This is a genomic window from Flavobacterium sp. FG139, assembly GCF_057809695.1.
The window spans coordinates 127,254-148,360 of sequence record NZ_JBMDKL010000006.1; the positions used below are offsets into that span (position 1 = coordinate 127,254).

Annotated in this window: 23 protein-coding genes; 12 read left to right on the forward strand and 11 right to left on the reverse strand. The window is 33.8% G+C overall.

Annotation, left to right across the window (positions count from 1 at the left end):
• Positions 1–6: 6 nt before the first annotated feature.
• The 9 genes from ACODSI_RS06905 (at position 7) to ACODSI_RS06945 (ending at position 7,390) form a co-directional block, all read left to right on the forward strand.
• Positions 7–2,127 (forward strand): capsule assembly Wzi family protein, encoded by a 2,121-nt coding sequence (locus ACODSI_RS06905; RefSeq protein WP_488916102.1) that lies wholly within the window; start codon positions 7–9, stop codon positions 2,125–2,127.
• Positions 2,128–2,222: 95 nt separating this feature from the next.
• Positions 2,223–3,125, forward strand: a complete 903-nt coding sequence (gene cyoE, locus ACODSI_RS06910; protein ID WP_488916103.1) for a heme o synthase — start codon at positions 2,223–2,225, stop codon at positions 3,123–3,125.
• A 2-nt stretch (positions 3,126–3,127) separates the two neighbouring features.
• On the forward strand, positions 3,128–3,706 hold the full coding sequence (locus ACODSI_RS06915; RefSeq protein WP_488916104.1) for a cytochrome c oxidase subunit 3: 579 nt from the start codon (positions 3,128–3,130) through the stop codon (positions 3,704–3,706).
• A 42-nt stretch (positions 3,707–3,748) separates the two neighbouring features.
• A complete protein-coding gene (locus ACODSI_RS06920; protein WP_488916105.1) occupies positions 3,749–4,789 on the forward strand; it encodes a cytochrome c oxidase subunit 3 in 1,041 nt (346 codons plus the stop codon).
• 20 nt (positions 4,790–4,809) lie between these two features.
• A complete protein-coding gene (locus ACODSI_RS06925) occupies positions 4,810–5,160 on the forward strand; it encodes a cytochrome C oxidase subunit IV family protein (protein WP_488916106.1) in 351 nt (116 codons plus the stop codon).
• 76 nt (positions 5,161–5,236) lie between these two features.
• Positions 5,237–5,893, forward strand: coding sequence for a hypothetical protein (locus ACODSI_RS06930; protein ID WP_488916107.1), 657 nt, complete (start codon positions 5,237–5,239; stop codon positions 5,891–5,893).
• Between the two features lie 2 nt (positions 5,894–5,895).
• Positions 5,896–6,576, forward strand: a complete 681-nt coding sequence (locus ACODSI_RS06935; RefSeq protein WP_488916108.1) for an SCO family protein — start codon at positions 5,896–5,898, stop codon at positions 6,574–6,576.
• Positions 6,577–6,579: 3 nt separating this feature from the next.
• Entirely contained in the window at positions 6,580–7,122 is a 543-nt protein-coding gene (locus ACODSI_RS06940) for a DUF420 domain-containing protein (RefSeq protein ID WP_488916109.1), read from the forward strand.
• Between the two features lie 118 nt (positions 7,123–7,240).
• Positions 7,241–7,390: a hypothetical protein gene (locus ACODSI_RS06945; RefSeq protein WP_488916110.1), complete on the forward strand. Its 150-nt coding sequence runs from the start codon at positions 7,241–7,243 to the stop codon at positions 7,388–7,390.
• On the opposite strand, the gene ACODSI_RS06950 is transcribed toward ACODSI_RS06945, so the two are convergent.
• A complete protein-coding gene (locus ACODSI_RS06950; RefSeq protein WP_488916111.1) occupies positions 7,391–8,782 on the reverse strand; it encodes a DUF4403 family protein in 1,392 nt (463 codons plus the stop codon). It lies immediately after the preceding gene.
• A gap of 137 nt (positions 8,783–8,919) precedes the next feature.
• On the opposite strand from ACODSI_RS06950, the gene ACODSI_RS06955 reads away from it, so the two are divergent.
• Genes ACODSI_RS06955 through tsaB form a run of 3 tightly spaced genes read left to right on the forward strand, consistent with a single transcriptional unit; the run spans position 8,920 to position 12,352 of the window.
• Positions 8,920–10,365 carry a TolC family protein gene (locus ACODSI_RS06955; RefSeq protein ID WP_488916112.1) on the forward strand — a complete coding sequence of 482 codons (1,446 nt, stop codon included), beginning with the start codon at positions 8,920–8,922 and terminating at the stop codon, positions 10,363–10,365.
• 4 nt (positions 10,366–10,369) lie between these two features.
• Complete coding sequence (locus tag ACODSI_RS06960) at positions 10,370–11,665, forward strand: efflux RND transporter periplasmic adaptor subunit (RefSeq protein WP_488916113.1); 1,296 nt, start codon at positions 10,370–10,372, stop codon at positions 11,663–11,665.
• A gap of 24 nt (positions 11,666–11,689) precedes the next feature.
• A complete protein-coding gene (gene tsaB / locus ACODSI_RS06965) occupies positions 11,690–12,352 on the forward strand; it encodes a tRNA (adenosine(37)-N6)-threonylcarbamoyltransferase complex dimerization subunit type 1 TsaB (protein ID WP_488916114.1) in 663 nt (220 codons plus the stop codon).
• On the opposite strand, the gene ACODSI_RS06970 is transcribed toward tsaB, so the two are convergent.
• The 10 genes from ACODSI_RS06970 to uppS form a co-directional block, all read right to left on the reverse strand.
• Positions 12,353–13,177 (reverse strand): mechanosensitive ion channel family protein, encoded by an 825-nt coding sequence (locus tag ACODSI_RS06970; RefSeq protein ID WP_488916115.1) that lies wholly within the window; start codon positions 13,175–13,177, stop codon positions 12,353–12,355. It abuts the gene before it with no gap.
• 67 nt (positions 13,178–13,244) lie between these two features.
• Positions 13,245–13,634, reverse strand: a complete 390-nt coding sequence (locus ACODSI_RS06975; protein ID WP_488916116.1) for a YtxH domain-containing protein — start codon at positions 13,632–13,634, stop codon at positions 13,245–13,247.
• Between the two features lie 30 nt (positions 13,635–13,664).
• Positions 13,665–13,865, reverse strand: coding sequence for a dodecin family protein (locus ACODSI_RS06980; protein WP_488916117.1), 201 nt, complete (start codon positions 13,863–13,865; stop codon positions 13,665–13,667).
• Positions 13,866–13,966: 101 nt separating this feature from the next.
• The gene (locus ACODSI_RS06985) at positions 13,967–14,329 is read right to left on the reverse strand and encodes a nuclear transport factor 2 family protein (protein WP_488916118.1); all 363 of its coding nucleotides are present in this window, start codon (positions 14,327–14,329) and stop codon (positions 13,967–13,969) included.
• Between the two features lie 28 nt (positions 14,330–14,357).
• Positions 14,358–15,224, reverse strand: coding sequence for a pseudouridine synthase (locus ACODSI_RS06990; protein ID WP_488916119.1), 867 nt, complete (start codon positions 15,222–15,224; stop codon positions 14,358–14,360).
• A gap of 65 nt (positions 15,225–15,289) precedes the next feature.
• Positions 15,290–16,069 carry a glutamate racemase gene (gene murI / locus ACODSI_RS06995; protein ID WP_488916120.1) on the reverse strand — a complete coding sequence of 260 codons (780 nt, stop codon included), beginning with the start codon at positions 16,067–16,069 and terminating at the stop codon, positions 15,290–15,292.
• 66 nt (positions 16,070–16,135) lie between these two features.
• Entirely contained in the window at positions 16,136–16,633 is a 498-nt protein-coding gene (locus ACODSI_RS07000) for an OmpH/Skp family outer membrane protein (RefSeq protein ID WP_488916160.1), read from the reverse strand.
• A gap of 32 nt (positions 16,634–16,665) precedes the next feature.
• Positions 16,666–17,646 (reverse strand): OmpH/Skp family outer membrane protein, encoded by a 981-nt coding sequence (locus ACODSI_RS07005; RefSeq protein WP_488916121.1) that lies wholly within the window; start codon positions 17,644–17,646, stop codon positions 16,666–16,668.
• A gap of 33 nt (positions 17,647–17,679) precedes the next feature.
• The gene (gene bamA / locus ACODSI_RS07010) at positions 17,680–20,433 is read right to left on the reverse strand and encodes an outer membrane protein assembly factor BamA (protein ID WP_488916122.1); all 2,754 of its coding nucleotides are present in this window, start codon (positions 20,431–20,433) and stop codon (positions 17,680–17,682) included.
• Positions 20,360–21,106, reverse strand: coding sequence for an undecaprenyl pyrophosphate synthase (uppS, locus tag ACODSI_RS07015; protein ID WP_488916123.1), 747 nt, complete (start codon positions 21,104–21,106; stop codon positions 20,360–20,362). The genes bamA and uppS overlap by 74 nt, the downstream gene beginning before the upstream one ends.
• Position 21,107 lies beyond the last annotated feature (1 nt).

Consider the following 21,107-nt stretch of genomic DNA (forward strand, 5'->3'; position numbering starts at 1 on the left):
ATTAAGATGATTAAAAAAATTACACTTTTTCTGGCTTTTATTACATTAACAATTGCGCCTGCTCAAAAAAACAGTGAGCAAATGCCTATTTTTCCTAAGTGCGAAAATTTACAAGGTAAAGCATTGGAAACTTGTTTTAATACCGAAGTGCAAACCTTTGTATACAACAATTTTCAAGTACCTAAAAAGCTTCAGACAAATAATTATAAAGGTGCTGTAATTGTGCTTTTTGAAGTCGATGACCAAGGAAGTTTTAAAGTACAATATGTGGATGCAAATGAAGAAGAATTAATTGCCGAAAGTAAACGTGTTTTTGGTAAAATGCCCAAAGTGACTCCGCCAACCTACAACGGTAAGCCAACCTATGCCAAATACACCATTAAAATAGCCATTCCGTTGCAAAATCCAGCCGATGTGAAGTTGGATGAAGAAGTGTTACCACAGCAACCCACTCCAGAAAGCCTTTTATATTCTTCTAAAAACAAGAATAAAGAACTCACCGAATTGGACAGTATTGCCTATCGAAAATTTAAAAACCCACAGTTTCAAAGTCATTTAAGTATTCCGTTTTCACACAGCTATTATGCGCAATTTGATGCGGCATTAAATCGTGTTGGCAGCAATAATCACACGGCTTCTAAGCCTTATACGTATGCCGAAGTTTCTAAATATTACAACCTAGAAGCCGAAAACGATAAGTTAATGAAGAACAAAACATCGTGGTGGGGCAAAAAATTGTGGAACGAAAATACAGTAGCTATTCAAGGTGAAGATTATTGGTTTACCATGAATCCTATTTTTGATTTGCAAATGGGAAAAAGCACACCAAGTGTAAAGAATTCAACGTATGTTAATACACGTGGAATCCAAATTCGTGGTGGCGTTGGAAAACAATTCAATTTTACCACAACCATATACGAAAGTCTAGGTAGATTTGCCGATTATTTCAATAATTATGCGGTTTCTATTCGTCCATCAGGTGGAAATCCAGCAATCATACCGGGAATTGGAATTGCTAAAGAATTTAAAACAGATGCCTTTGATTTTCCTATGGCTGAAGCCAATTTAACGTATGCACCAAGCAAGTTTTTTGACGTTCAAGTAGGGTATGGTAGAAACTTTTTGGGAGATGGATACCGTTCGTTAATCTTGACCGATGGTGTTAGTCCATATCCCTATTTAAAAATCAATTCTACGTTTTGGAAAATTAAATATACCAATACTTACATGTTCATGAAAGACGTTCGCGATGCAGTAACTTCAGACGGAACGTATGCCAGTAAATATGTAGCAAATCATTATTTGAGTTGGAATGTTACCAAGCGTTTTAATTTGGGATTATTCGAATCGGTAGTTTGGGCCAATCAAAACAAGCGAGGCTTCGATATGAGTTTTTTCAACCCGATTATTTTCTATCGTGCGGTTGAGATTTCGGCATCGTCTAAAAGCGGTAATGCCTTATTAGGATTGACTGGAAAATACAAATTGAACAATCAGTTTAATGTGTACAGTCAGTTTTTAATCGACGAATTTTCATTTGGTGAAGTAAAAGCAGGAAATAGAAGTTGGAAGAATAAATTTGCTTACCAATTCGGAATGAAATATTTCAACGCATTCAATATCGATAATTTGTTGTTGCAAGTAGAATACAATCACATTCGTCCGTATGTGTATTCACATAGTGATCCGTTGACCAATTACGGTAGTAGTAATCAAAGTTTAGGACACCAATGGGGTGGAAATGCACAAGAGTTTATAGCTATTGCTCGTTATCACAAAGGACGTTATTATGCTGATGCCAAAGTTACTTTTGGTTCACGTGGATTGGATTTCAATACAACAACAGATAATTTTAATTATGGCGGAAATATTTATTTAGGATACAATGAAAACCGTCCGTATAACAATAATGTAGTAGTCGGGCAAGGAAATAAAACCAATATTTTCATCACCGATTTACAAGCAGGTTATTTGGTAAATCCAGCTACCAATTTAAAGATTTTCGGAAGTATAATTTACCGCGATTTTAAACCAACAGTAGAAACTGATTTGGTTAAGAAAGAAACTACTACGTGGTTCTCCATCGGATTGCGATGCGACATTTTCAATTGGTATTTTGATTATTAGAAAAAAGCATTCTATTTTGTCAATTTTATGGTTTGTTTTTTGTCAAATCCTTTTTGATAAACTACTTTTGCAGCAGTTTTAATTTCAAAACACTTTTGGAAACCAATACATCGTCATTTTCTCCTATAAAAATCTACCACGATTTTAAACAAATCACTAAAGCTGGATTGGCTATTAGTGTTGTTTTTTCGTCTATAGCTGGTTATTTATTAGGATTTGACGATAAGCATCCCTTTAGTTGGGCAACGCTTTTAATGTTGGCCGTTGGCGGATATTGTATGGTTGGTGCTTCTAATGCATTCAATCAAGTGATTGAAAAAGATTTGGATGCGTTGATGGATCGCACTAAAAATCGTCCAGTACCATCTGGAAGAATGTCTCCCAATGTGGCGTTGTTTGTGGCAAGTTTGCTTACTATTATAGGGTTAATTTTATTGTATTTAATCAATCCCAAAACAGCCATGTTTGGTGCGATTTCTATATTTTTATATACGAGTGTGTATACGCCATTAAAAGCCATGACGCCGTTGTCGGTTTTTGTTGGGGCATTTCCCGGAGCCATTCCGTTTATGTTGGGTTGGGTTGCCGCTACAAACCATTTCGGAATAGAAGCAGGAACCTTGTTTATGATTCAGTTTTTTTGGCAGTTTCCTCATTTTTGGGCCATAGGTTGGTTCTTGTTTGAAGATTATGAAAAAGCAGGTTTCTTCATGTTGCCAACAGGACAAAGAGACAATAAAACAGCCATGCAAATCATATTGTACACCTTGTGGCTTATAGTAGCTTCTTTACTTCCTTGTTTAGGATTTACAGGTCAGTTGCACATTGGGTATGTTTCGGCAATCTTGGTCTTGTTATTAGGGTTGTGGATGTTGTTGTATGCGGTAAAATTATATAAGGAAAGAACGCCAAAGGCGGCACGAATATTAATGCTAGTGAGTGTTTCTTACATCACCTTGTTACAAATAATATATATAACAGATAAATTTTTACGTTAGTTATGATGACAGCAGAAGAACATAAAGCACGCACAGCAAGATCCTATAAGCTCTTGTTGATTTTTGCTATGATAAGCATGACGATGATGTTTGCTGGATTAACCAGCGCCTTGGTTGTGAGTAAGTCAAGACCTGATTGGTTGAAAGATTTTCATATGCCATCCGCTTTTTTTATTAGTACAGCCATCATTCTTTTATGTAGTGTGACCATTCATTTGGCCAAAAAAGCCATTAAGAAAGATAATAGACAAGCCACAACATCACTTTTATTAGCTACTTTGGTATTGGGTCTTGGGTTTGTGTATTTTCAATTTGAAGGATTTGCACAGCTTTTTGAAAACCATTTATATCCGGTTGGTGGAGCAGGTTCTATCACCATTTCTTTCTTGTATGTATTGGTGTATGTGCACTTGGCGCACTTGTCTGGAGGAATAATTTCATTATTAATTATAATTTATAATCATTTTAAACAAAAGTACAATTCGTCTCAATTTCTTGGTATTGAGCTAGGTGCAATGTATTGGCACTTTCTTGATTTCTTGTGGATTTATTTATTTTTGTTTTTATATTTCTTTAAATAAGAAAAAAATGTAAATTTGGGAACTTTTTAACAATAACTTTTTATGGGATCGACAGTTACTACTGCAAATACTGTAGGAAAAACTTGGGATGGCGGAAATGAGCCACTAGGAGCAAGTTACGGAAAATTAATGATGTGGTTTTTCATCGTTTCGGATGCATTAACATTTTCAGGATTTTTAGCAGCTTACGGTTTTTCAAGATTTAAATTTATCGAAACTTGGCCTTTGGCTGATGAGGTGTTTACGCACTTTCCATTTGCTCATGGTGTTTCTATGCCAATGTACTACGTGGCATTAATGACCTTTATTTTGATTGGTTCATCGGTAACAATGGTATTGGCCGTTGATGCAGGACACCAAATGAAGCAAGGAAAAGTAGCATTCTACATGTTTTTAACTATTATTGGAGGTTTAATCTTCGTTGGGTCACAAGCATGGGAGTGGAAAAATTTTATTCAAGGTGAATATGGCGCTGTGGAAACAAAAGGAGGAAGTATTCTTCAGTTTGTGGATGCTAAAGGTAACCATATCGCAATAAAGGATTTTGCCGATACAAGCATTCCAAAAGAAAGAGAGCAATTGACTAGAGGTAAAGCCAAATGGTTTATGGAAGAAAGCTCTTTGCCAACGTATTCTGTAGAACAAATTCAAGCGGGTTTTAAAGCTCATCCAGATTATTTAGTAAGAACAGAAACTATTTTTGACGAAGCGACTTCTAAAATTTCTCAAGGAGTACACCCAACATTAAATGATTTTACTTTCAAATCGAAACACAAAACTATTTTAACCAGAGCTGAATCAGAGAAAAGATTAGCTGATGCTCGTTTGGTAATTGAAGGTGCGAATTTGCAACACAACGAATACGGAAGTAAATTGTTTGCTGATTTCTTCTTCTTCATTACTGGATTCCACGGTTTCCACGTGTTCTCTGGAGTAATCATCAACATCATTATTTTTATCAATGTTCTTTTAGGAACGTATGAAAAAAGAAGAACGTATGAAATGGTTGAGAAAGTTGGACTTTATTGGCACTTTGTTGATTTAGTTTGGGTATTCGTATTTACATTCTTCTACTTAGTTTAATATTTTAGAAATTATATATTATGTCACACGAACACGTTTCTAATACAAAAAGAATTTGGTTTGTTTTCGGATTACTATCTGTAGTAACAACAGTTGAAGTTATTCTGGGTATTCAAAAACCAGTTTCATTACACATGACTAATTTTTTAGGCATGAATTTATTGAATTGGATTTTCATCATCCTTACAATATTTAAAGCATATTACATTGTTTGGGCTTTCATGCACATGGAAGGCGAGACTCCAGCTTTGAGAAGAGCTGTGGTTTGGACGGTAATTTTCTTAATTTTATATTTATCATTCATCTTGTTGACGGAAGGTAATTATATATTTGGGGTATTTAGAGATGCTACAATTAAGTGGAATTTTTAACACGATATTAATTCAATAAAAAGGTACGCAATGCGTACCTTTTTTTTATTTTTGTACTATCAAATCAATTTTGAAAATGAAGAAGAATCTAGTTCTATTCGTATTGTTTATTCTGCCTATTGTTGCCTATCTTTTTTTTGCTTCTGGAATCAATAGCTTTGCTAAGCTTCCCACTATTACTAAAAACATTCCAGACATCAATTCTTGGAAAACTTTAGAAGGAAAGCCGGTTACCTTAACAGGTAAGATTAGCATACTTGGTTTTATTGGCGAAGATGTACTAAAGCACAAAGGAAATTTCTTTAATCTGTATGAAAAAATCTATGCTAGAAATAAAGATTTTAAAGATTTTCAAATGGTGATGATTTTGCCAGATGGAACTCAAGAACAAGTTGGTGAATTACAACAAGATTTAATGAAATTAGGAACACAAGCCGGTTGGAATTTTGTCTTTGGTTCGCCAGAGCAGATTACTACTTTTTATAATAAATTAAACCTTGTTGGAAAATTAGATGCTAAACTTGGTACACCAAATGTCTATATAATTGACAAAAAAAGGAATTTGAGAGGTAGAAAAGGGCATGATAAAAAAGGGAAACCCGAATATAAAGAAGGTTACAACACCATTTTTGTCTCAGAATTATACAATCAAATGACAGATGATGTTAAAATTATTTTGGCAGAATATCGATTGGCTCTAAAAAGAAATCATAATGCAACTAGACAAATCTAATCATGAAAAATAAATCGTATATCGGAATTTCATTCATCATATTGATTTTCGGAATTATTTTCATTCCCAAAATTATTGATAGAATTAAAAATGATTCAGTAGTTCAAAACGACCGCATGAGTTTGTCGAGCGAAATAGTGAAAGAAGGGAATTTAAAAAAGATAGGGCCAGCTCCTAAGTTTGAACTAACCGATCAAAACGGTACAAAAATCTCCAATAAAGATTATGTTGGCAAAGTATATGTATTAGAGTTTTTCTTTTCTACTTGTCCTTCAATTTGCCCAATTATGAATAAAAATATGGTGTCAATTCAGAATGAATTTTCAAAAGAAAGTGATTTTGGAATTGCATCCATTAGCATCAATCCAGAAAACGATACTCCGGAAGTTCTTAAAACACATGCAGCCAAAATAGGTGCTACAGCTGCTAATTGGCATTTCCTAACTGGTAATAAAGATTATATTTTTAACCTAGCCAACAAAGGATTTAATTTGTATGTTGGAGAAAATAATAAAGCATTAGGAAATTTTGAGCACTCAGGCCTTTTTGCTCTTATTGATAAAAATGGTATAATTCGATGCCGTTATGACAAGCAAGGGAATCCTATTTTGTATTATGATGGTCTTGAGAAACCAGGTGTTGATGCCATTAAAGAAGATATTAAAGTACTATTAAAAGAATAAAACATGGAAGATAATAAAGCAATTGAAAAAAAATTTAAGGCACCAATCATCATCGTTTCAATACTCATCCCTGTTGCGGTTGCTCTGCTTTTTAGTGTTCGATTAAAAGACTTTGGTGTTGTTATGGAACCGCTTTCATTTTTGCCTCCAATATATGCCGGAATCAATGGTCTAACGGCTGTTTTATTGGTTTTGGCAGTACGAGCTATTAAAAAAGGCAATCGAGTTTTACATGAGAAGCTAATGACAACATCCATTGGTTGTTCTGTGGTTTTTTTAGTGATGTATGTAGCCTATCACATGACGGCAGATGCCACTAAATTTGGAGGTGAAGGATTCATTAAATACGTGTATTTCTTTTTATTAATTACTCATATTATTTTATCAGTAACTATTATTCCTCTAGTATTGTTTACGTATGTTAGAGCTTTATCTAAAGATTTTGACCGTCATAAAAAATTAGCGCGTATAACTTTTCCTTTATGGTTGTATGTTGCGGTTACTGGAGTAATTGTTTACTTTATGATTGCACCGTACTATGTTTAAAAATCGTGTAAAAAAGAGTAATACTAATACTGCATATAAGCTGTTCTTCTTGCAAAGTAAAACAGTTTATTTTCTATTTTTCCTACTTTATTCTCTAGGTTCACAAGCCCAATGTGCTATGTGTAGAGCGTCTTTAGAGAGTGAAGGGAATACCATGAAAGCCGAGGCAGTAAATGATGGTATCGTTTATTTAATGATAATTCCCTACATTCTAGTTGGTGTTGTAGGCGTTGTCGTTTATAGAATGTACAAGAAAAAACAACAGTAATTACTCCATTCCGTCTATCTTAACATTCATCTTTCCAGTGGCAGTTATAAAAGCAATGATGGCTTCATTGGTTAGTTCTACTTTTTCAAATTCAAAGTCATTCATCGTGCCATTAACAAAAACACCTTTCATGGGCGAATAATTGTTCAAATAGGGCAATAAGTTTTTCTTGCCTTCATCCAAATTTTCTTTAATAGAATAACGGCAGTTTTCTTGAATTTTCTTCAAAATTATTCCTTGTAAAAGCCAATTGGCTGTTTTGGTTAAAATGCCTTTCGTATTCAATACATAATCCATTTGCTCAAAGTAAATTTCTTTGGTAATCGAATTGTAATTTGGAATTCCACTCAAGTAAATTGTACCATTGATACTTCCAGTCATGTCAAGGGCAATGATCATTTTACCGTCTTTCGACCATAAATCGACTTTTTGAACCACAATTTTTCGACTTCCTGAGGCAAATTCTTTTCCTTGAAAATTTTTTGTGATGATTCTTGAAGCACTTTCATACGTCGAGACGGCTGCAATAGATGCGGTAGTTTTATCGGGTACTTTACTTACCGGTTTAAACGATACAGCGTCTTTGTTGAAATTATTTTTAGGTTGTTCACCAACCATCGTTTGCATCGTGCATTTTAACCCTAAATCCATTTTAATTTTACTTTTTTCAAGTACGGCATCAGTTACATAAACTTCTATTGGATTCATCTTAAACCAAGCTTCATATTGTGCACTGGTTTCAAACGGCGTACTCATGGTTTGTAAAACATTCAAGACATAAGGCTTAAAATCACATGATTTTTCAATGGCATCGTCAATTTTTTTAGCCACTTTAGATTTGAAAATAGACAAAGTTGGGTTGATGATGTACGTAATGGGTACTTTTTTTCCAGCGACTAATATTGTAGGGCTTTCGCTCCACTGAAAATCTTCTATTATAGAACTAGTTGACATTTTCCAATTGGATAATTTTGCGCTGCTCAATAGGGTTATGGTGCCGTTTAATTCGATTTCTCTAGTGTCGTTTAACCCTAGAAAATCAGTACCATATTTGAATTTTGACCAAATTTTCAATGGTAAAACCGATTCTATTTTACCATCCTTTTCAACCAACTTAATTGGAGCTGTTTTCCAAATTTTCATTTCGGTTTTATCGTCAGACAGAATGGTGTCTTTGTAAATCAATCCGTTTAATGATTTATTTAGCTGATTTTCAATTTCTTTGAGTGTAATTTCCATAGGCATACTTACAAACGAAGTAGTGGTTTTGTAGGCCATAGCGACATTGGTAGAAGGCTCTGGTTTTAACGTAGTAATTTTGCTCGTAGAAGAACAACCAATCAAAGAAAATAATAGGATAACAGCGGTTAATCGGATAATAATCGTATTCATTTTAGATGCTAAAATTAATTTTGGTGTGAATGTAACAAAAAATCTAATTTAACGTCTGATAGGCAGATAATAATTTGGTTGAATTCATTTTAAAACGACTAAATTTGTATACTATTTTCACTTTTGAATGAAAGAACATGAAAAATTACGGCTTTAAAATACTGATGTTGCTTTTTGTTTTGCTTTTAGGAAATCATACCCATGCGCAAGCCAAAAAGTGGACGCTTCAAGAGTGTGTTGATTATGCACTCAAAAACAACATTTCTATCAAACAAACAGAATTGGATGCCGAGACTACAGCCATTTCGAAAAAGGCAGCTTTAGGGAATTTTTTACCAAGCATTAATGCTAATGCTTCTCATTCGTGGAATATTGGTTTGAATCAGAACATTACAACTGGTTTATTAGAAAATCAAACAACACAATTTACATCGGCTGGAATAAATTCAAATATTACGATTTATAATGGTCTTCAAAATCAGAATAAATTTCGAAAAGCCAATTTATCGATACTTGCCGCTCAATATCAACTGTCTAAAATGCAGGATGATATTTCGTTAAATGTGGCCAATGCCTATTTGCAAATTTTATTCAATAAAGAAAATTTGAAAGTGCAAAATGAGCAGTTGGCTAACGATGAAAAACAACAAAAGAAAAGTGAAGAGATGGTTGCAGCTGGTGTTGTAGCACGTGGTGATTTGTTAGACGTTAAAGCAACTGTTGCGGCTGATAAACAAAAGGTTATTACAGCAGAAAACAACTTATTCATATCGAAATTAAGTTTGGCTCAATTACTTCAGTTGGAAGATTTTCAAACATTTGATGTTGTTGATGTAGATTATGAAGCTAAGCCCAGTGCCACAATGCTTGAAAAACCAGAAACTATTGTTGAAAAAGCCAAACAAGATCGAGTAGAATTAAAAATTGCAAAAACCAATTTAGAAATAGCTGAAAAAGATGTCAAAATTGCCAAAGGCGCTTTTCAACCTAGTTTGACTGGTTTTTATAGTTTTAGTTCGAGAGTAAGTTACGCTAATAGAGTTGTTGGTTTTACTCAAGACGTAACCAATCCAACTTCTGTGATTGGACAAGTAGAAGGGACTGGACAGAATGTTTTACAGCCAAATTATTCTACGGTATTAGGAAATCCACTTCCCTTTTTTGATCAATTTAGTAGAAATAAAGGACATAATTTTGGGGTTCAATTGAATATTCCCATTTTGAATGGTTTTTCGGCATCTAATAATTTTCAACGTGCTAAAATTGCATACGAGCGCTCGAAAACGGTAGAAAAACAGGCCAATCTCGATTTAGAGCGAAATGTTTACACTGCTATTACCAATGCCAATGTAGCATTAAATGCTTATCAAGCCGCAGTTGCCGCATTTGAAGCTAGAAAAGAAGCCTTCAATTATGCTAAAGAAAAATATGCAGTGGGAATGATGAATAGTTTTGATTTTAATCAATCACAAACGTTATATGTGAATGCCCAATCGGAAGTTTTAAGAACGAAATACGATTATATTTTTAAGGTTAAAATTGTAGAGTTTTATTTCGGAATACCAATCATTGAAAAAAAATAATATCATGTCAAAGAAAAGAATTACCCTAATTGTAGTTGTAATATTAGTAATAGTTGGATTGCTTGTTGTTTTAAAATCTAAAGGAGTTATTGGTAAAAATGATGATTCTAAAGAGGTTGAAGTCGCTAAAGCCAATGAAATTACTATTGTCGAAACCGTATCAGCCACTGGAAAAATTCAGCCGGAAATAGAAGTTAAAATTTCGTCTCAAGTTTCTGGAGAAATTATCGATTTGCCTGTAAAAGAAGGGCAAGTTGTTAAAAAAGGCGATTTGTTAGTGCGCATCAATCCCGATTTATATACTTCTGGGTTGAATCGTTCGGTATCGAATTACTCGGGCACAAAATCGGGTCTAAGTCAGGCTGATGCTTCCTTTAAAGAAGCGCAAGCGAGCTATGAACGAAATAAGACACTATACGATAAAGGCATCATATCTAAAGCCGATTGGGATAAAGCTATCGCTTCTTTTGAAGTAGCTAAAGCCAATAAACAAACAGCATATTACAACGTACAAAGTGCTTCTGCAACGGTTAAAGAAGCTAAAGACAATTTGGGTAGAACCACGATTTATGCACCAAATGACGGAACAATTTCTAAACTTAATGTAGAATTGGGAGAACGTATTTTGGGAACCCAACAAATGGCTGGAACCGAATTATTGCGCGTTGCCAATTTAAACAATATGGAAGTTGAGGTTGATGTGAACGAAAATGATATCGTTAAAATCAACATAGGTGATGAAACTAAAATCCAAGTGGATGCGTATTTGAAAAAAGAATTTAAAGGCGTTGTAACAAGCATTTCTAACTCGGCAAGTACCACTACAACTGCCGATCAGGTAACTAATTTTAAAGTAAAAGTTAGAATTTTGAAAGAGTCGTATTTAGATTTAATTGAAGGAAAACCTGCTACTTATTCGCCATTCAGACCAGGAATGACGGCTACAGTAGATATTATTACTACTAGAAAAGAAAATGTAATTGGAATTCCAATTAGTGCTGTTGTTGTAAAATCAGATACTACAGCTACTAAGAAATTTGAAATGCCAGAAGAAAATAAGGATCAAGTTAAATCAAAAAGTGATAAAAAATTTGAATGTGTTTTTGTGAAAGTTGGCGATAAAGCTAAAATCAGAATTGTAAAAACAGGTATTCAAGACGATACCAATATTGAAATTTTGTCTGGGTTGAAAAAAGGCGACGAAGTAATTACAGGGCCTTATGTTACCGTTTCCAAAGATTTGAGTTCGGGTGATAAAGTAAAATTGAGTGGTGCCAAAGACAAACTTCCAAAAAAATAATCAAAATTCATTTTTATTAATTCCATGAGTAGTTATATTCTTAATCTCGAAACAGCAACCAAAAACTGTTCGGTTTCTTTAGCAAAAAATGGAGAAACTATCAATTGTAAAGAAATTGCAGAGCAAGGGTATTCACATGCGGAAAAGCTCCATGTTTTTATAGAAGAAATTGTTGCAGAAGCTGGTATTTCTATGTCTGATTTAGCTGCAATTGCAATAAGTCAAGGTCCGGGCTCCTATACTGGGTTGCGTATTGGTGTTTCTGCAGCAAAAGGATTGAGTTATGCATTGCAAATTCCGTTAATGGCAATAGATACTTTGACTTCATTAGCGCACCAAGTGGCGTACAATGATGGTTTAATTATACCGATGATTGATGCACGCAGAATGGAAGTGTATAGTGCTATTTTCAATTCCAAAAAAGAAATGATTCGTGAGGTTCAATCTGAAGTTTTAACTCCAGAAAGTTTTGCTACAATTACCGATACGGTTTATTTTGTTGGAGATAGTAATGAAAAAGCAAAATCGGTTATGACCCAATCAAATTTTGTTTTTCTTGAAGGCATTGTCTATCCTTCGGCAAAAGAAATGAGTGCTCTTTCTTTTGAAAAATTCCAAAAAAAGGATTTTGTTGATGTGGCTTATTTTGAGCCGTATTATCTTAAAGACTTTATGTTTGCCAAATAATTATTTAGCAACATCTCTAACAAAAGGTTGAATTTGGATGCCTTTTTCGTCAAAAGCAGTTTTGCATTGTTCTAAGATGTCTGAAGAAACGGTTCCGAAATCTTCGTTTTTAGACCAAGGACGAATGGCAAGATGGATTGCGTTGTCGGTTAAATCTCTTACTAAAACCACAGGCTCTGGAGTTTTGAGAACTTTGGGATGATTTTTCATTACGTCCATCACAACCTCTTTAGCAACTTTAATATCTGTGGCATAAGATAGTGAAAAGACTAAATCCAATCGGCGCATTCCTGCAATGGAAAGATTGGTTATGATGCCATTTGACAAAATCCCATTCGGAATAAAAATCGTTTGATTGTTAGCGGCTAGTAATTTGGTTACAAATATTTGGATTTCTGAAACGGTTCCTATCACACCTTGTGCTTCTATGGTATCGCCAACTCGGAATGGTTTGAACAAAATAATTAACATACCGCCTGCAAAGTTGGATAGCGAACCTTGTAATGACATTCCAACCGCTAAACCTGCAGCTCCTAAAATGGCCACGAAAGAAGAAGTTTCTATTCCGAGTTTAGAAATGAATGTAACAAATAGTAATACTCGAAATACCCAGATCATGATGTCGGCTAAAAATTTAGATAGGGTAGGGTCTAAATTTCGTTTTAGCATTATTTTTCGGGTCATTCGATTGACAAACCGAATGGTATAAAGTCCGATAAAAAGTATTAAAAATGCCGAAATTAACTTTGGAGAATATTCGATAAGGACTTTAATAAATCCTTTAATATAACCTTCTGCTGAAAAGAAATCTTGTTTTACTTCCATAATAATGTAAAAAATCACACTAAAAAGTGTGATTTAATTTTTTTGCAAAGATAGTATTTTCTTGAAATTAATCTGCGTCTTCTTCAACTCTGTTTATTGGTCCTTCTGGTTTTGAAGGTGCTTCATCATTGGCATCATCGGTAAACGAATTCACTTTGTCTTTCACAGTTGTTACTGCATTTTCTGTAAATTCTTCAGCTTTGTCAACTAGTTCGCTTGCTTTTTCTTTTACAGTTTCAACAACGTTATCTATTGCTTCGGTTGCAGCAGGAACGTATTCGCTAACTTTTTCTTTGGCTGTTTCCACATATTCCTCAGCTTTATCAACCAATGGAGCTGCAGTTTCTTTTACTTTTTCAATAGCATCTTCAACTAAATTTTCAGCTTTATCCGCTACATCACTTACTTTTTCTTTGGACGAACCAAACAAGTTTTTAAAAAACCCACCTATTCCCATATTTATTTTGTTTAATGATTAAAAATGTACTTATTCGATTTCAAAACTCAATTTCAAATTTACTCTATATTCGGTAACTTTTCCATCTTTTACCGTAGCACTTTGTTCTTGAACATAAACAGAACGAATATGTTTTAAGGATTTTGCTGCTTGTGTTACTGCTTTTTGAGTAGCGTCTTCCCAGCCTATTTCGGAACTTGAAAGAACTTCAATTACTTTTAATACTGCCATAATGTGATGATTTAATTAAAAAAATAAAGTTACAATTTATTTGATCATCTTGGAAGAAAAAAGACAGTATTTTAATGCTATTTTATTGTTTTTCAATTATTTTATCCGTGATATACTCGCGAAGCTACAATAACTTGCTCTTTAATTTCCAGAACTTCTGCTACTAGCATATCTTCTTCGTTTGTAACAGTTCTGATGTATTCCATAAAAACCCTATCATCATTCGCAGTCAAGGAAGTTACTTTATAATTTAGGGTTGGTAATCGGTCAAAAGCATCTTGCCACCAAGTTCTTAAAGCATTTTTTCCAGTTACTAATCCTTTAGTTTCAGGATGTCTTATTTTTAATTTTGGGCTAAAATGTTGAGCATCTTCATCATATAACGAAAGTAATTTTTCTAAATTATGAGTGTTAAAGGCTTCAAACCATGCGTGTGCAATAGATAAATTTTTTTGTGTAGTCATATTTAAAAAAACCACGTTTTTGGCGTGGTTATATATTTTTTAAATTAATAATTTCTTGCTCTGTTAACGCTCTCCAATTTCCTCTTGGAAGATTTTTTTTGGTTAATCCTGCAAAGGCAACTCGATCTACTTTTATAACGGTATATTTAAAGTTTTCGAATATAGCACGTACCACTTTTACATTAGGAGTTCTTAGTTTGATGCCAATTTCTGTTTTTGGTTCACCTTCGATGTAACTAACTTCGTCCACAAACAAGCGATGACCGTCAAGAGTAACTCCTGAGGCTATTTTTTCCAAATCTTCAAACTTTAAATTTTTATCTAAAGTAACTTGGTAAATTTTTGGTGATTTTTGATTTGGCAAACTGAATTTGCGTATCATATCAGTATCATTAGTAAAGACTAATAATCCTGTGGTGTTTTTATCCATTCTGCCAATAGGTTGCATCTTAGTTGTTGATGCGCCTTTGATCAATTCGGAAACATTTTTATGTTCAACTTCTTCGTTAGAAGTAGTGAAGTTTTTGGGTTTATTTAAAAGAAAATATTCTTTTCTTTCTGGAGTTAGGGTAACACCATCAAAGTTAACTACATCGCCTGGTTTCACTTTATATCCCATTTCGGTCACAGGTATACCGTTAACTTTTACATTCCCAGATTGGATATAAATATCAGCATCACGACGCGAACATACACCCGAATTGGCGATGTATTTATTCAAACGAATGTCATCCGATTTTAATGGTTTCGGTACGTTTGGTGAGTCTTTTTTAACTACTGGTTTTTTATTTTGAGAACGTTTAGCCATAGCAGGTTTTGAAGTAGCTGCCGATTTTTTTCGGTCACCACTAGGTTTGCTTGTCCCTGTTCGCTTTTTATTATTGGAATTATTCATGCTTTTTATTTTTGCAAAGATACTCTTTTTGAAGGAACTATCGATACTTATATCAAGCACCCTCTTTAGAAATCTTTCTCAGTTACAGTATATTGGTTTTTCAATAGGTCTGAAATTACTTTTGGATTTACATTTGTGTAGAAAATCTGATTGCTTTTAAGACCGGGTTCTCTAAAACCCACTTTTTCTGTCAGTATCTTTTTAGTTTGTTTGGCTACTGCTTCTCCCGAATCGATAATTTTAATATTTTCAGGAAGTATTTTTTTAATTTGAGGAATTAAATAAGGATAATGACTACAACCCAATACCAAATAATCAATATTAGCTTCTATCATTGGAGTTAAATAGTCATTCAGTAATTTATTCATTTCCAGCGAATCCATTTGGCCATTTTCAATTAATTCAACCAAGCCAAAACCAATTTGTTCAATAATTTGAATGTCTTGAAATTGTTCTACATTTTTGTAAAATAATTCGCTGTTTAAAGTGCCTTTAGTGGCAAGTATTCCAATTTTTTGGGTTTGTGAATGAAGCGCTGCAGGTTTTATCGCAGGTTCAATTCCAATAAATGGAACGCTGTATTTTGCTCTTAACTCTTTGATGGCATTAGTGGTTGCGGTATTACAAGCCACAACTATTAATTTGCAATTTTGATTTAGAAGAAACTCCGTGTTTTTAGCACTTAAATGAATGATTTCTTCTTTAGATTTTTCTCCGTAAGGAGCATTTTTACTGTCGGCAAGATAAATAGTGTCTTCGGAAGGAAGCAATTGATGAATTTCCTTCCAAATGGAAGTGCCGCCAATTCCGGAATCAAAAAGTCCTATAGGATTATTATTTATCATAAAACAAAAGTAAAAAAAAACTGCCCAAATCCATTGAGCAGTTTTTATTATTTTGTGAGATGTGGATTAAAATCCTAAATCTTTTTTTACGTCAGCAGTTAAGTCTGGACCATCAGCTAATAAAAGATCGGCAGCATTTAATACGTATTGGTATCCTTTAGCTTTACCAACTTTTTGAATAGAAGCTTTTACTTTATCCGTAATTGGTTTCATTAAATCAGCTTCTTTTTTCTGTAAATCTTTTTGAGCAGTATCTTGATAATCACCAATTCTTTTAGCCATATCTTGTACTTCTTGTTGACGTGTTTGGTTCACCGCATCGGTTACAGTACCTGCTTCAGCATCATATTTTTTTAATTTAGATTGATACTCATCTACCATTGTTTTGTATTCAGCGCTGTAAGTATCACCTAATTTTTTCAATTGATTTTGAGCATCCAAAACCGCAGGCATTTTAGTCATAATTTCTTGAACATCAACATGAGCTGTTTTTGTTTGCGCATTAATTGTTTGAAAACCAAATAAAGCTACTGCAGCTATTAAAAAAGTTCTTAATTGTTTCATCATTTTAGGTATTAATTATTGTTTTAATTTATTTAAGGTTTGTTTTTAGCGTCTTCTTTAGCTTTTTTGGCAGCTTCTCTATCTGCTAATATTTTTTGTTTTTTCTCTTCTGCTGCCTTTTTTCTGTCGTCAATTGTTTTTTGGCGTTCTTCTAAAGTTTTCTTTTTAGCTTCATCAGCGGCTGCTTTTTTATCAGCGGCATTTGTTTCTGTAGTGCTAGTGCCATCCGTATTTGACTTATCAGAAACTGTGCCACTTTTTTTGGCATTTTTGTCTGCTAATAATTGTTTTCTTTTTTCTTCAGCTGCTTTTTTCTTTTCTTCGGCAGCAATTTTTTTATCTTCAACCATTTTTAATCGCTCTGCTTTTCTTTGATCGGCAAGTTTTTGTCTTTCAGAAAGCTCCGGATTATCGTCGATCATGTCTTGCTTGCGCTCTTTTTCTTCTTCTAATTTTCTTTGTTTTTCGGTCATTTGCTGTCTTTTTTCAGCACGTGTTAAAACCTGAACTACTCGGTCGCTAATATCGTGCTTTTTGGCAGCAAACAACATGGTCAAATCGGAAGATTTATCGAAGATGTAGTCGTATTTTTTTGCTTCGGCGATGTCTTGAACCGCATTGAAAACTTGGTCTTGAATCGGCTTTACTAAAACTGCTTTTTGTACAATTAAGTCGCCATTTGGACCAAATTTTTTCTGAGTGTATTCTAATAACTCATTCTCTTGAAAAGCAATTTCTTCCTCTCGTTCTTCAATAAGTTCCTTGGTTAATAAAACTCTTTCAGTTTTTAAAGCTTCTTTTAGTTTATTGATATCGCTTTTTTTGGTTTCAATTTCTTGCTTCCATTTTTCAGCTTTTTGTTCTAATTGGTTTTTTGCTTCAGCATAATCAGGCACTTTTTCAAGGATATATTCCATGTCAATGTATCCAACTTTTATGCCACGTGACTGCGCTTTCCCATTATAGGATGTTAATAATGAAGCAACTAACAGTAATAAAATATATTTCTTCATAACGCTGAGTTTAGAAATGTTTAAGCAAATATACTAAAATTGTTGTCCAATAATGAAATGTGTTTGCCAACCACTTTTTACTGTTGTTCCAGGAACAGGATCAAAACCATGTGCAAAGTCAATTCCAAGAAGACCGAATGCTGGCATAAAGATTCTTATACCAAATCCGGCTGAACGTTGTAATACAAACGGATTATATTCTTGAAAATTGTTATACGATGCTCCAGCTTCTAAGAAAGTTAAACCATAAATCGATGCGGCTGCTTTTAAAGTTAAAGGGTATCTCAATTCTAATGAAAATTTGTTATATATAGTTCCACCAGTAGAAGCCGATAAAGATTGGTTTGGATACCCTCTCAATTGGATAACCTCTCTACCATCTAAAGCATAATTTGCCAATCCATCTCCTCCAACAAAATAACGCTCAAATGGTACAACTCCTCTTGCAGAATTGTATGCTCCTAAATAACCAAACTCACCCAAAGAACGCAATACAAGTGCGTGTTGATCGTTACCGATTAATTTGGTATACCAATCAAATTTCAGTTTGATTTTATAGTATTCCAACCAGTTGAATTTTTTCTGATCTACTTTACCACGATTTACATCAGCATCGGCAGCACTATATACTTTGTAATATCCGGTTATGTTATTTACAGTTCCGTATTTGATGAAATCGCCTACACTTGGTGTTTCACCAATTGAATTTGGAATTGGAGTTGTTGCACTAGTTCCATCATAAGTTAACTTATATTCTGGTAAATTTTCTAAATTTCCGTAGTCAATTTTATTAAAAGAGGAATACGGCAATGTAAATTTGGTAGAAATACTAAATTCAGAACCTTTGGTTGGGAATACTGGATTAATTCCTTTACTATTTCTAGTTAGACCAATATTGAACGCAAAGTTTTTAGAAGAACCATTTCCAAATGTAAATAACCCGGTGTTATAATTGTGTAAATCATAATGTTGGAAACTCAAGGCAGTTGATAATACAAAGTAATCGTCTGGAACGGTAAGTCTTTTGGCTAAACCAACAGAAAGTGAGGTAATATTAAAACTTTTACTTCTATCGATACTGCTGTATGATCCGGTGTATAAAAATTGTTTACTTTGTGAGATAGAAGCCGAGAAACTCACGGGTTTTTTTCCGCCAAACCATGGTTCTGAGAACGATAAACTATAGGTTCTAAAGAAAGTACTGGCTTGCAAACGCAACGATACTTTTTGCCCGTCTCCCATGGGAAGCGGATGGTACGCTTCTTTTTTGAAAATATTTTGAACCGAGAAGTTGTTGAAAGACAATCCTAGTGTTCCAATAAATCCACCGCCACCATAACCTCCTTGAAGTTCTATTTGACTGGATCCTTTTTCTTTAAGATTGTATTCAATATCTACCGTTCCTGCGGTTGGATCAACATTTTTAAATTTTGGTTCAATCGCTTCTGGGTCAAAGAAACCTAATTGACCAATCTCACGAATCGTTCTTACTAAGTCTTCTTTACTGTATTTTTCTCCCGGTTTTGTTCTCAATTCGCGGTAGATTACTTTGTCGTTGGTTTTGTCGTTACCTACCACAGAAATTTTATTGAAATATGCCACTGGACCTTCTGTAACTCTTATTTCAAAATCAATGGAGTCATTAACCGTTCTTACTTCAACAGGATTTATAGTTGAGAATAAATAACCATTATTTTGATAAAGATTGGTAATGTCATCAGCATCCGGTTTCGATTTATCAGCGATTCTTTTTTCTAAAAGTACCCCATTGTAGGTGTCTCCTTTTTTAATACCCAAATAACTGTTCAATAATTGATCTGAATAGACAGAATTTCCTAAGAATTTAATGTCTCCGAAGTAGTATTTCTTACCTTCTTCAACTTTAATATTGATGGCTAATTTATTCTTTTTCTTATCCAACCATACTGAATCAGAAACAATTCTTGCATCGCGGTATCCTTTTTCTTTATAAGCATCAGCAATTTTTACTAAATCTTCATCGTATTTCTTTTTGATGAATTTGGATGCTTTAAAAATTCGTATTGGATTGATTTTTTTGGTATTTTTCATTGCTTTTCGGAGTTTTTTGTCCGAAAATTTTTCATTGCCTTCAAAAGCAATTTGTGTAATTTTTATTTTGTCACCTTTATCGATATTTACTAACATGTTCACAACATTCTTAACGGTGTCTGCTGGAATGGTGCGAATCGCTACTTTGGTATTAAAAAAACCTTCTTTTTTGTACTTGTTTTCCAAATAGTTTTTGGTTGTAGTAATTAGGTTTTCATTTACAATTTTTCCCTTTGTAAGTGCATTTTCTTTGATTAAATCTTCAACTTTGTTCTTTTTAACGCCGTTAAATTTTACTTCATTAAGTTTGGGTAATTCAGTAATTTCTAGGTCTAAATAGATGCTATCGCCTTTTACTTCATTTACATAAAAATCGATGTCACTAAACAAACCAAGTTTACCTAATTTCTTGATGGCATTACTGATTTCTTCACCAGGAACGGTGATGTTTTGCCCTTTTTCTAAACCAGCAAATGTCACAACAGTTTGTTGATTGTAGCTTATTTTTCCAATAACATTTACATTGCCAAGAATGTACTTTTTTCCTTGCTCGAATGATAAATTATCTTGTGCATTTGACTGAAAAACAACTCCTAAGAATAAAAGTGTTATTGCTATTTTAAGGTATTTTTTTGACACTTTATTAGGATTGTTTAATTTGTTCACTGGTCTTTCCAAATCTTCGTTCTCTTTTTTGATAGCTAATGATGGCTTCATATAAATGTTCTTCTGTAAAATCGGGCCATAAAACGTCAGTAAAAAATAATTCGGCATAGGCTATTTGCCATAGCAAAAAATTACTGATTCTGTGTTCGCCACTGGTTCTGATTAATAAATCTACATCAGGTAGATTGTGTGTGTAAAGATGCTGATTTATAATTGATTCATCAATAGCCTCTATTGAAATTATATTATTTTTAACTTTATCACTGATGTTTTTAACAACATTTAATAATTCTTCGCGAGAGCCATAACTCAAAGCAAGAGTTAAGGTCATGGTGGTATTGTCTTTGGTCTTGTCCATAACTTCATTCAATTCTTTAAGGATAGAATTTGGAAGCTTGGTAAGATTGCCAATAGCGTTTAGTCGGATGTTGTTTTCTTGAAATGTTTTGGTTTCTTTTCTCAAAGAACTCACTAAAAGTTTCATTAATGTATCTACTTCTAGTTTTGGACGGTTCCAGTTTTCGGTTGAAAAGGCATATAAGGTTAGATTTTCAATACCCAATTTAGAGCAGGTTTCTACAATGCGTTTTACCGATTTAGTACCGCTTTCATGACCAAGAGTTCTCAATAAACCTTTTTGTTTAGCCCAACGTCCATTGCCGTCCATAATTATGGCTAGGTGTTTGGGTATATTGTCCTTATTTATTGATTCTTTTAAACTCATA

Bases quoted from the DNA above. Each gene is read 5' to 3' on its own strand.
- ACODSI_RS06905 (WP_488916102.1), top strand. From the start codon at position 7: ATGATTAAAAAAATTACACTTTTTCTGGCTTTTATTACATTAACAATT.
- ACODSI_RS06915 (WP_488916104.1), top strand. From the start codon at position 3,128: ATGATGACAGCAGAAGAACATAAAGCACGCACAGCAAGATCCTATAAG.
- ACODSI_RS06920 (WP_488916105.1), top strand. From the start codon at position 3,749: ATGGGATCGACAGTTACTACTGCAAATACTGTAGGAAAAACTTGGGAT.
- ACODSI_RS06925 (WP_488916106.1), top strand. From the start codon at position 4,810: ATGTCACACGAACACGTTTCTAATACAAAAAGAATTTGGTTTGTTTTC.
- ACODSI_RS06930 (WP_488916107.1), top strand. From the start codon at position 5,237: ATGAAGAAGAATCTAGTTCTATTCGTATTGTTTATTCTGCCTATTGTT.
- ACODSI_RS06935 (WP_488916108.1), top strand. From the start codon at position 5,896: ATGAAAAATAAATCGTATATCGGAATTTCATTCATCATATTGATTTTC.
- ACODSI_RS06940 (WP_488916109.1), top strand. From the start codon at position 6,580: ATGGAAGATAATAAAGCAATTGAAAAAAAATTTAAGGCACCAATCATC.
- ACODSI_RS06945 (WP_488916110.1), top strand. From the start codon at position 7,241: ATGTGTAGAGCGTCTTTAGAGAGTGAAGGGAATACCATGAAAGCCGAG.
- ACODSI_RS06950 (WP_488916111.1), bottom strand. From the start codon at position 8,782: ATGAATACGATTATTATCCGATTAACCGCTGTTATCCTATTATTTTCT.
- ACODSI_RS06955 (WP_488916112.1), top strand. From the start codon at position 8,920: ATGAAAAATTACGGCTTTAAAATACTGATGTTGCTTTTTGTTTTGCTT.
- ACODSI_RS06960 (WP_488916113.1), top strand. From the start codon at position 10,370: ATGTCAAAGAAAAGAATTACCCTAATTGTAGTTGTAATATTAGTAATA.
- tsaB (WP_488916114.1), top strand. From the start codon at position 11,690: ATGAGTAGTTATATTCTTAATCTCGAAACAGCAACCAAAAACTGTTCG.
- ACODSI_RS06970 (WP_488916115.1), bottom strand. From the start codon at position 13,177: ATGGAAGTAAAACAAGATTTCTTTTCAGCAGAAGGTTATATTAAAGGA.
- ACODSI_RS06975 (WP_488916116.1), bottom strand. From the start codon at position 13,634: ATGGGAATAGGTGGGTTTTTTAAAAACTTGTTTGGTTCGTCCAAAGAA.
- ACODSI_RS06980 (WP_488916117.1), bottom strand. From the start codon at position 13,865: ATGGCAGTATTAAAAGTAATTGAAGTTCTTTCAAGTTCCGAAATAGGC.
- ACODSI_RS06985 (WP_488916118.1), bottom strand. From the start codon at position 14,329: ATGACTACACAAAAAAATTTATCTATTGCACACGCATGGTTTGAAGCC.
- ACODSI_RS06990 (WP_488916119.1), bottom strand. From the start codon at position 15,224: ATGAATAATTCCAATAATAAAAAGCGAACAGGGACAAGCAAACCTAGT.
- murI (WP_488916120.1), bottom strand. From the start codon at position 16,069: ATGATAAATAATAATCCTATAGGACTTTTTGATTCCGGAATTGGCGGC.
- ACODSI_RS07000 (WP_488916160.1), bottom strand. From the start codon at position 16,633: ATGAAACAATTAAGAACTTTTTTAATAGCTGCAGTAGCTTTATTTGGT.
- ACODSI_RS07005 (WP_488916121.1), bottom strand. From the start codon at position 17,646: ATGAAGAAATATATTTTATTACTGTTAGTTGCTTCATTATTAACATCC.
- bamA (WP_488916122.1), bottom strand. From the start codon at position 20,433: ATGAAGCCATCATTAGCTATCAAAAAAGAGAACGAAGATTTGGAAAGA.
- uppS (WP_488916123.1), bottom strand. From the start codon at position 21,106: ATGAGTTTAAAAGAATCAATAAATAAGGACAATATACCCAAACACCTA.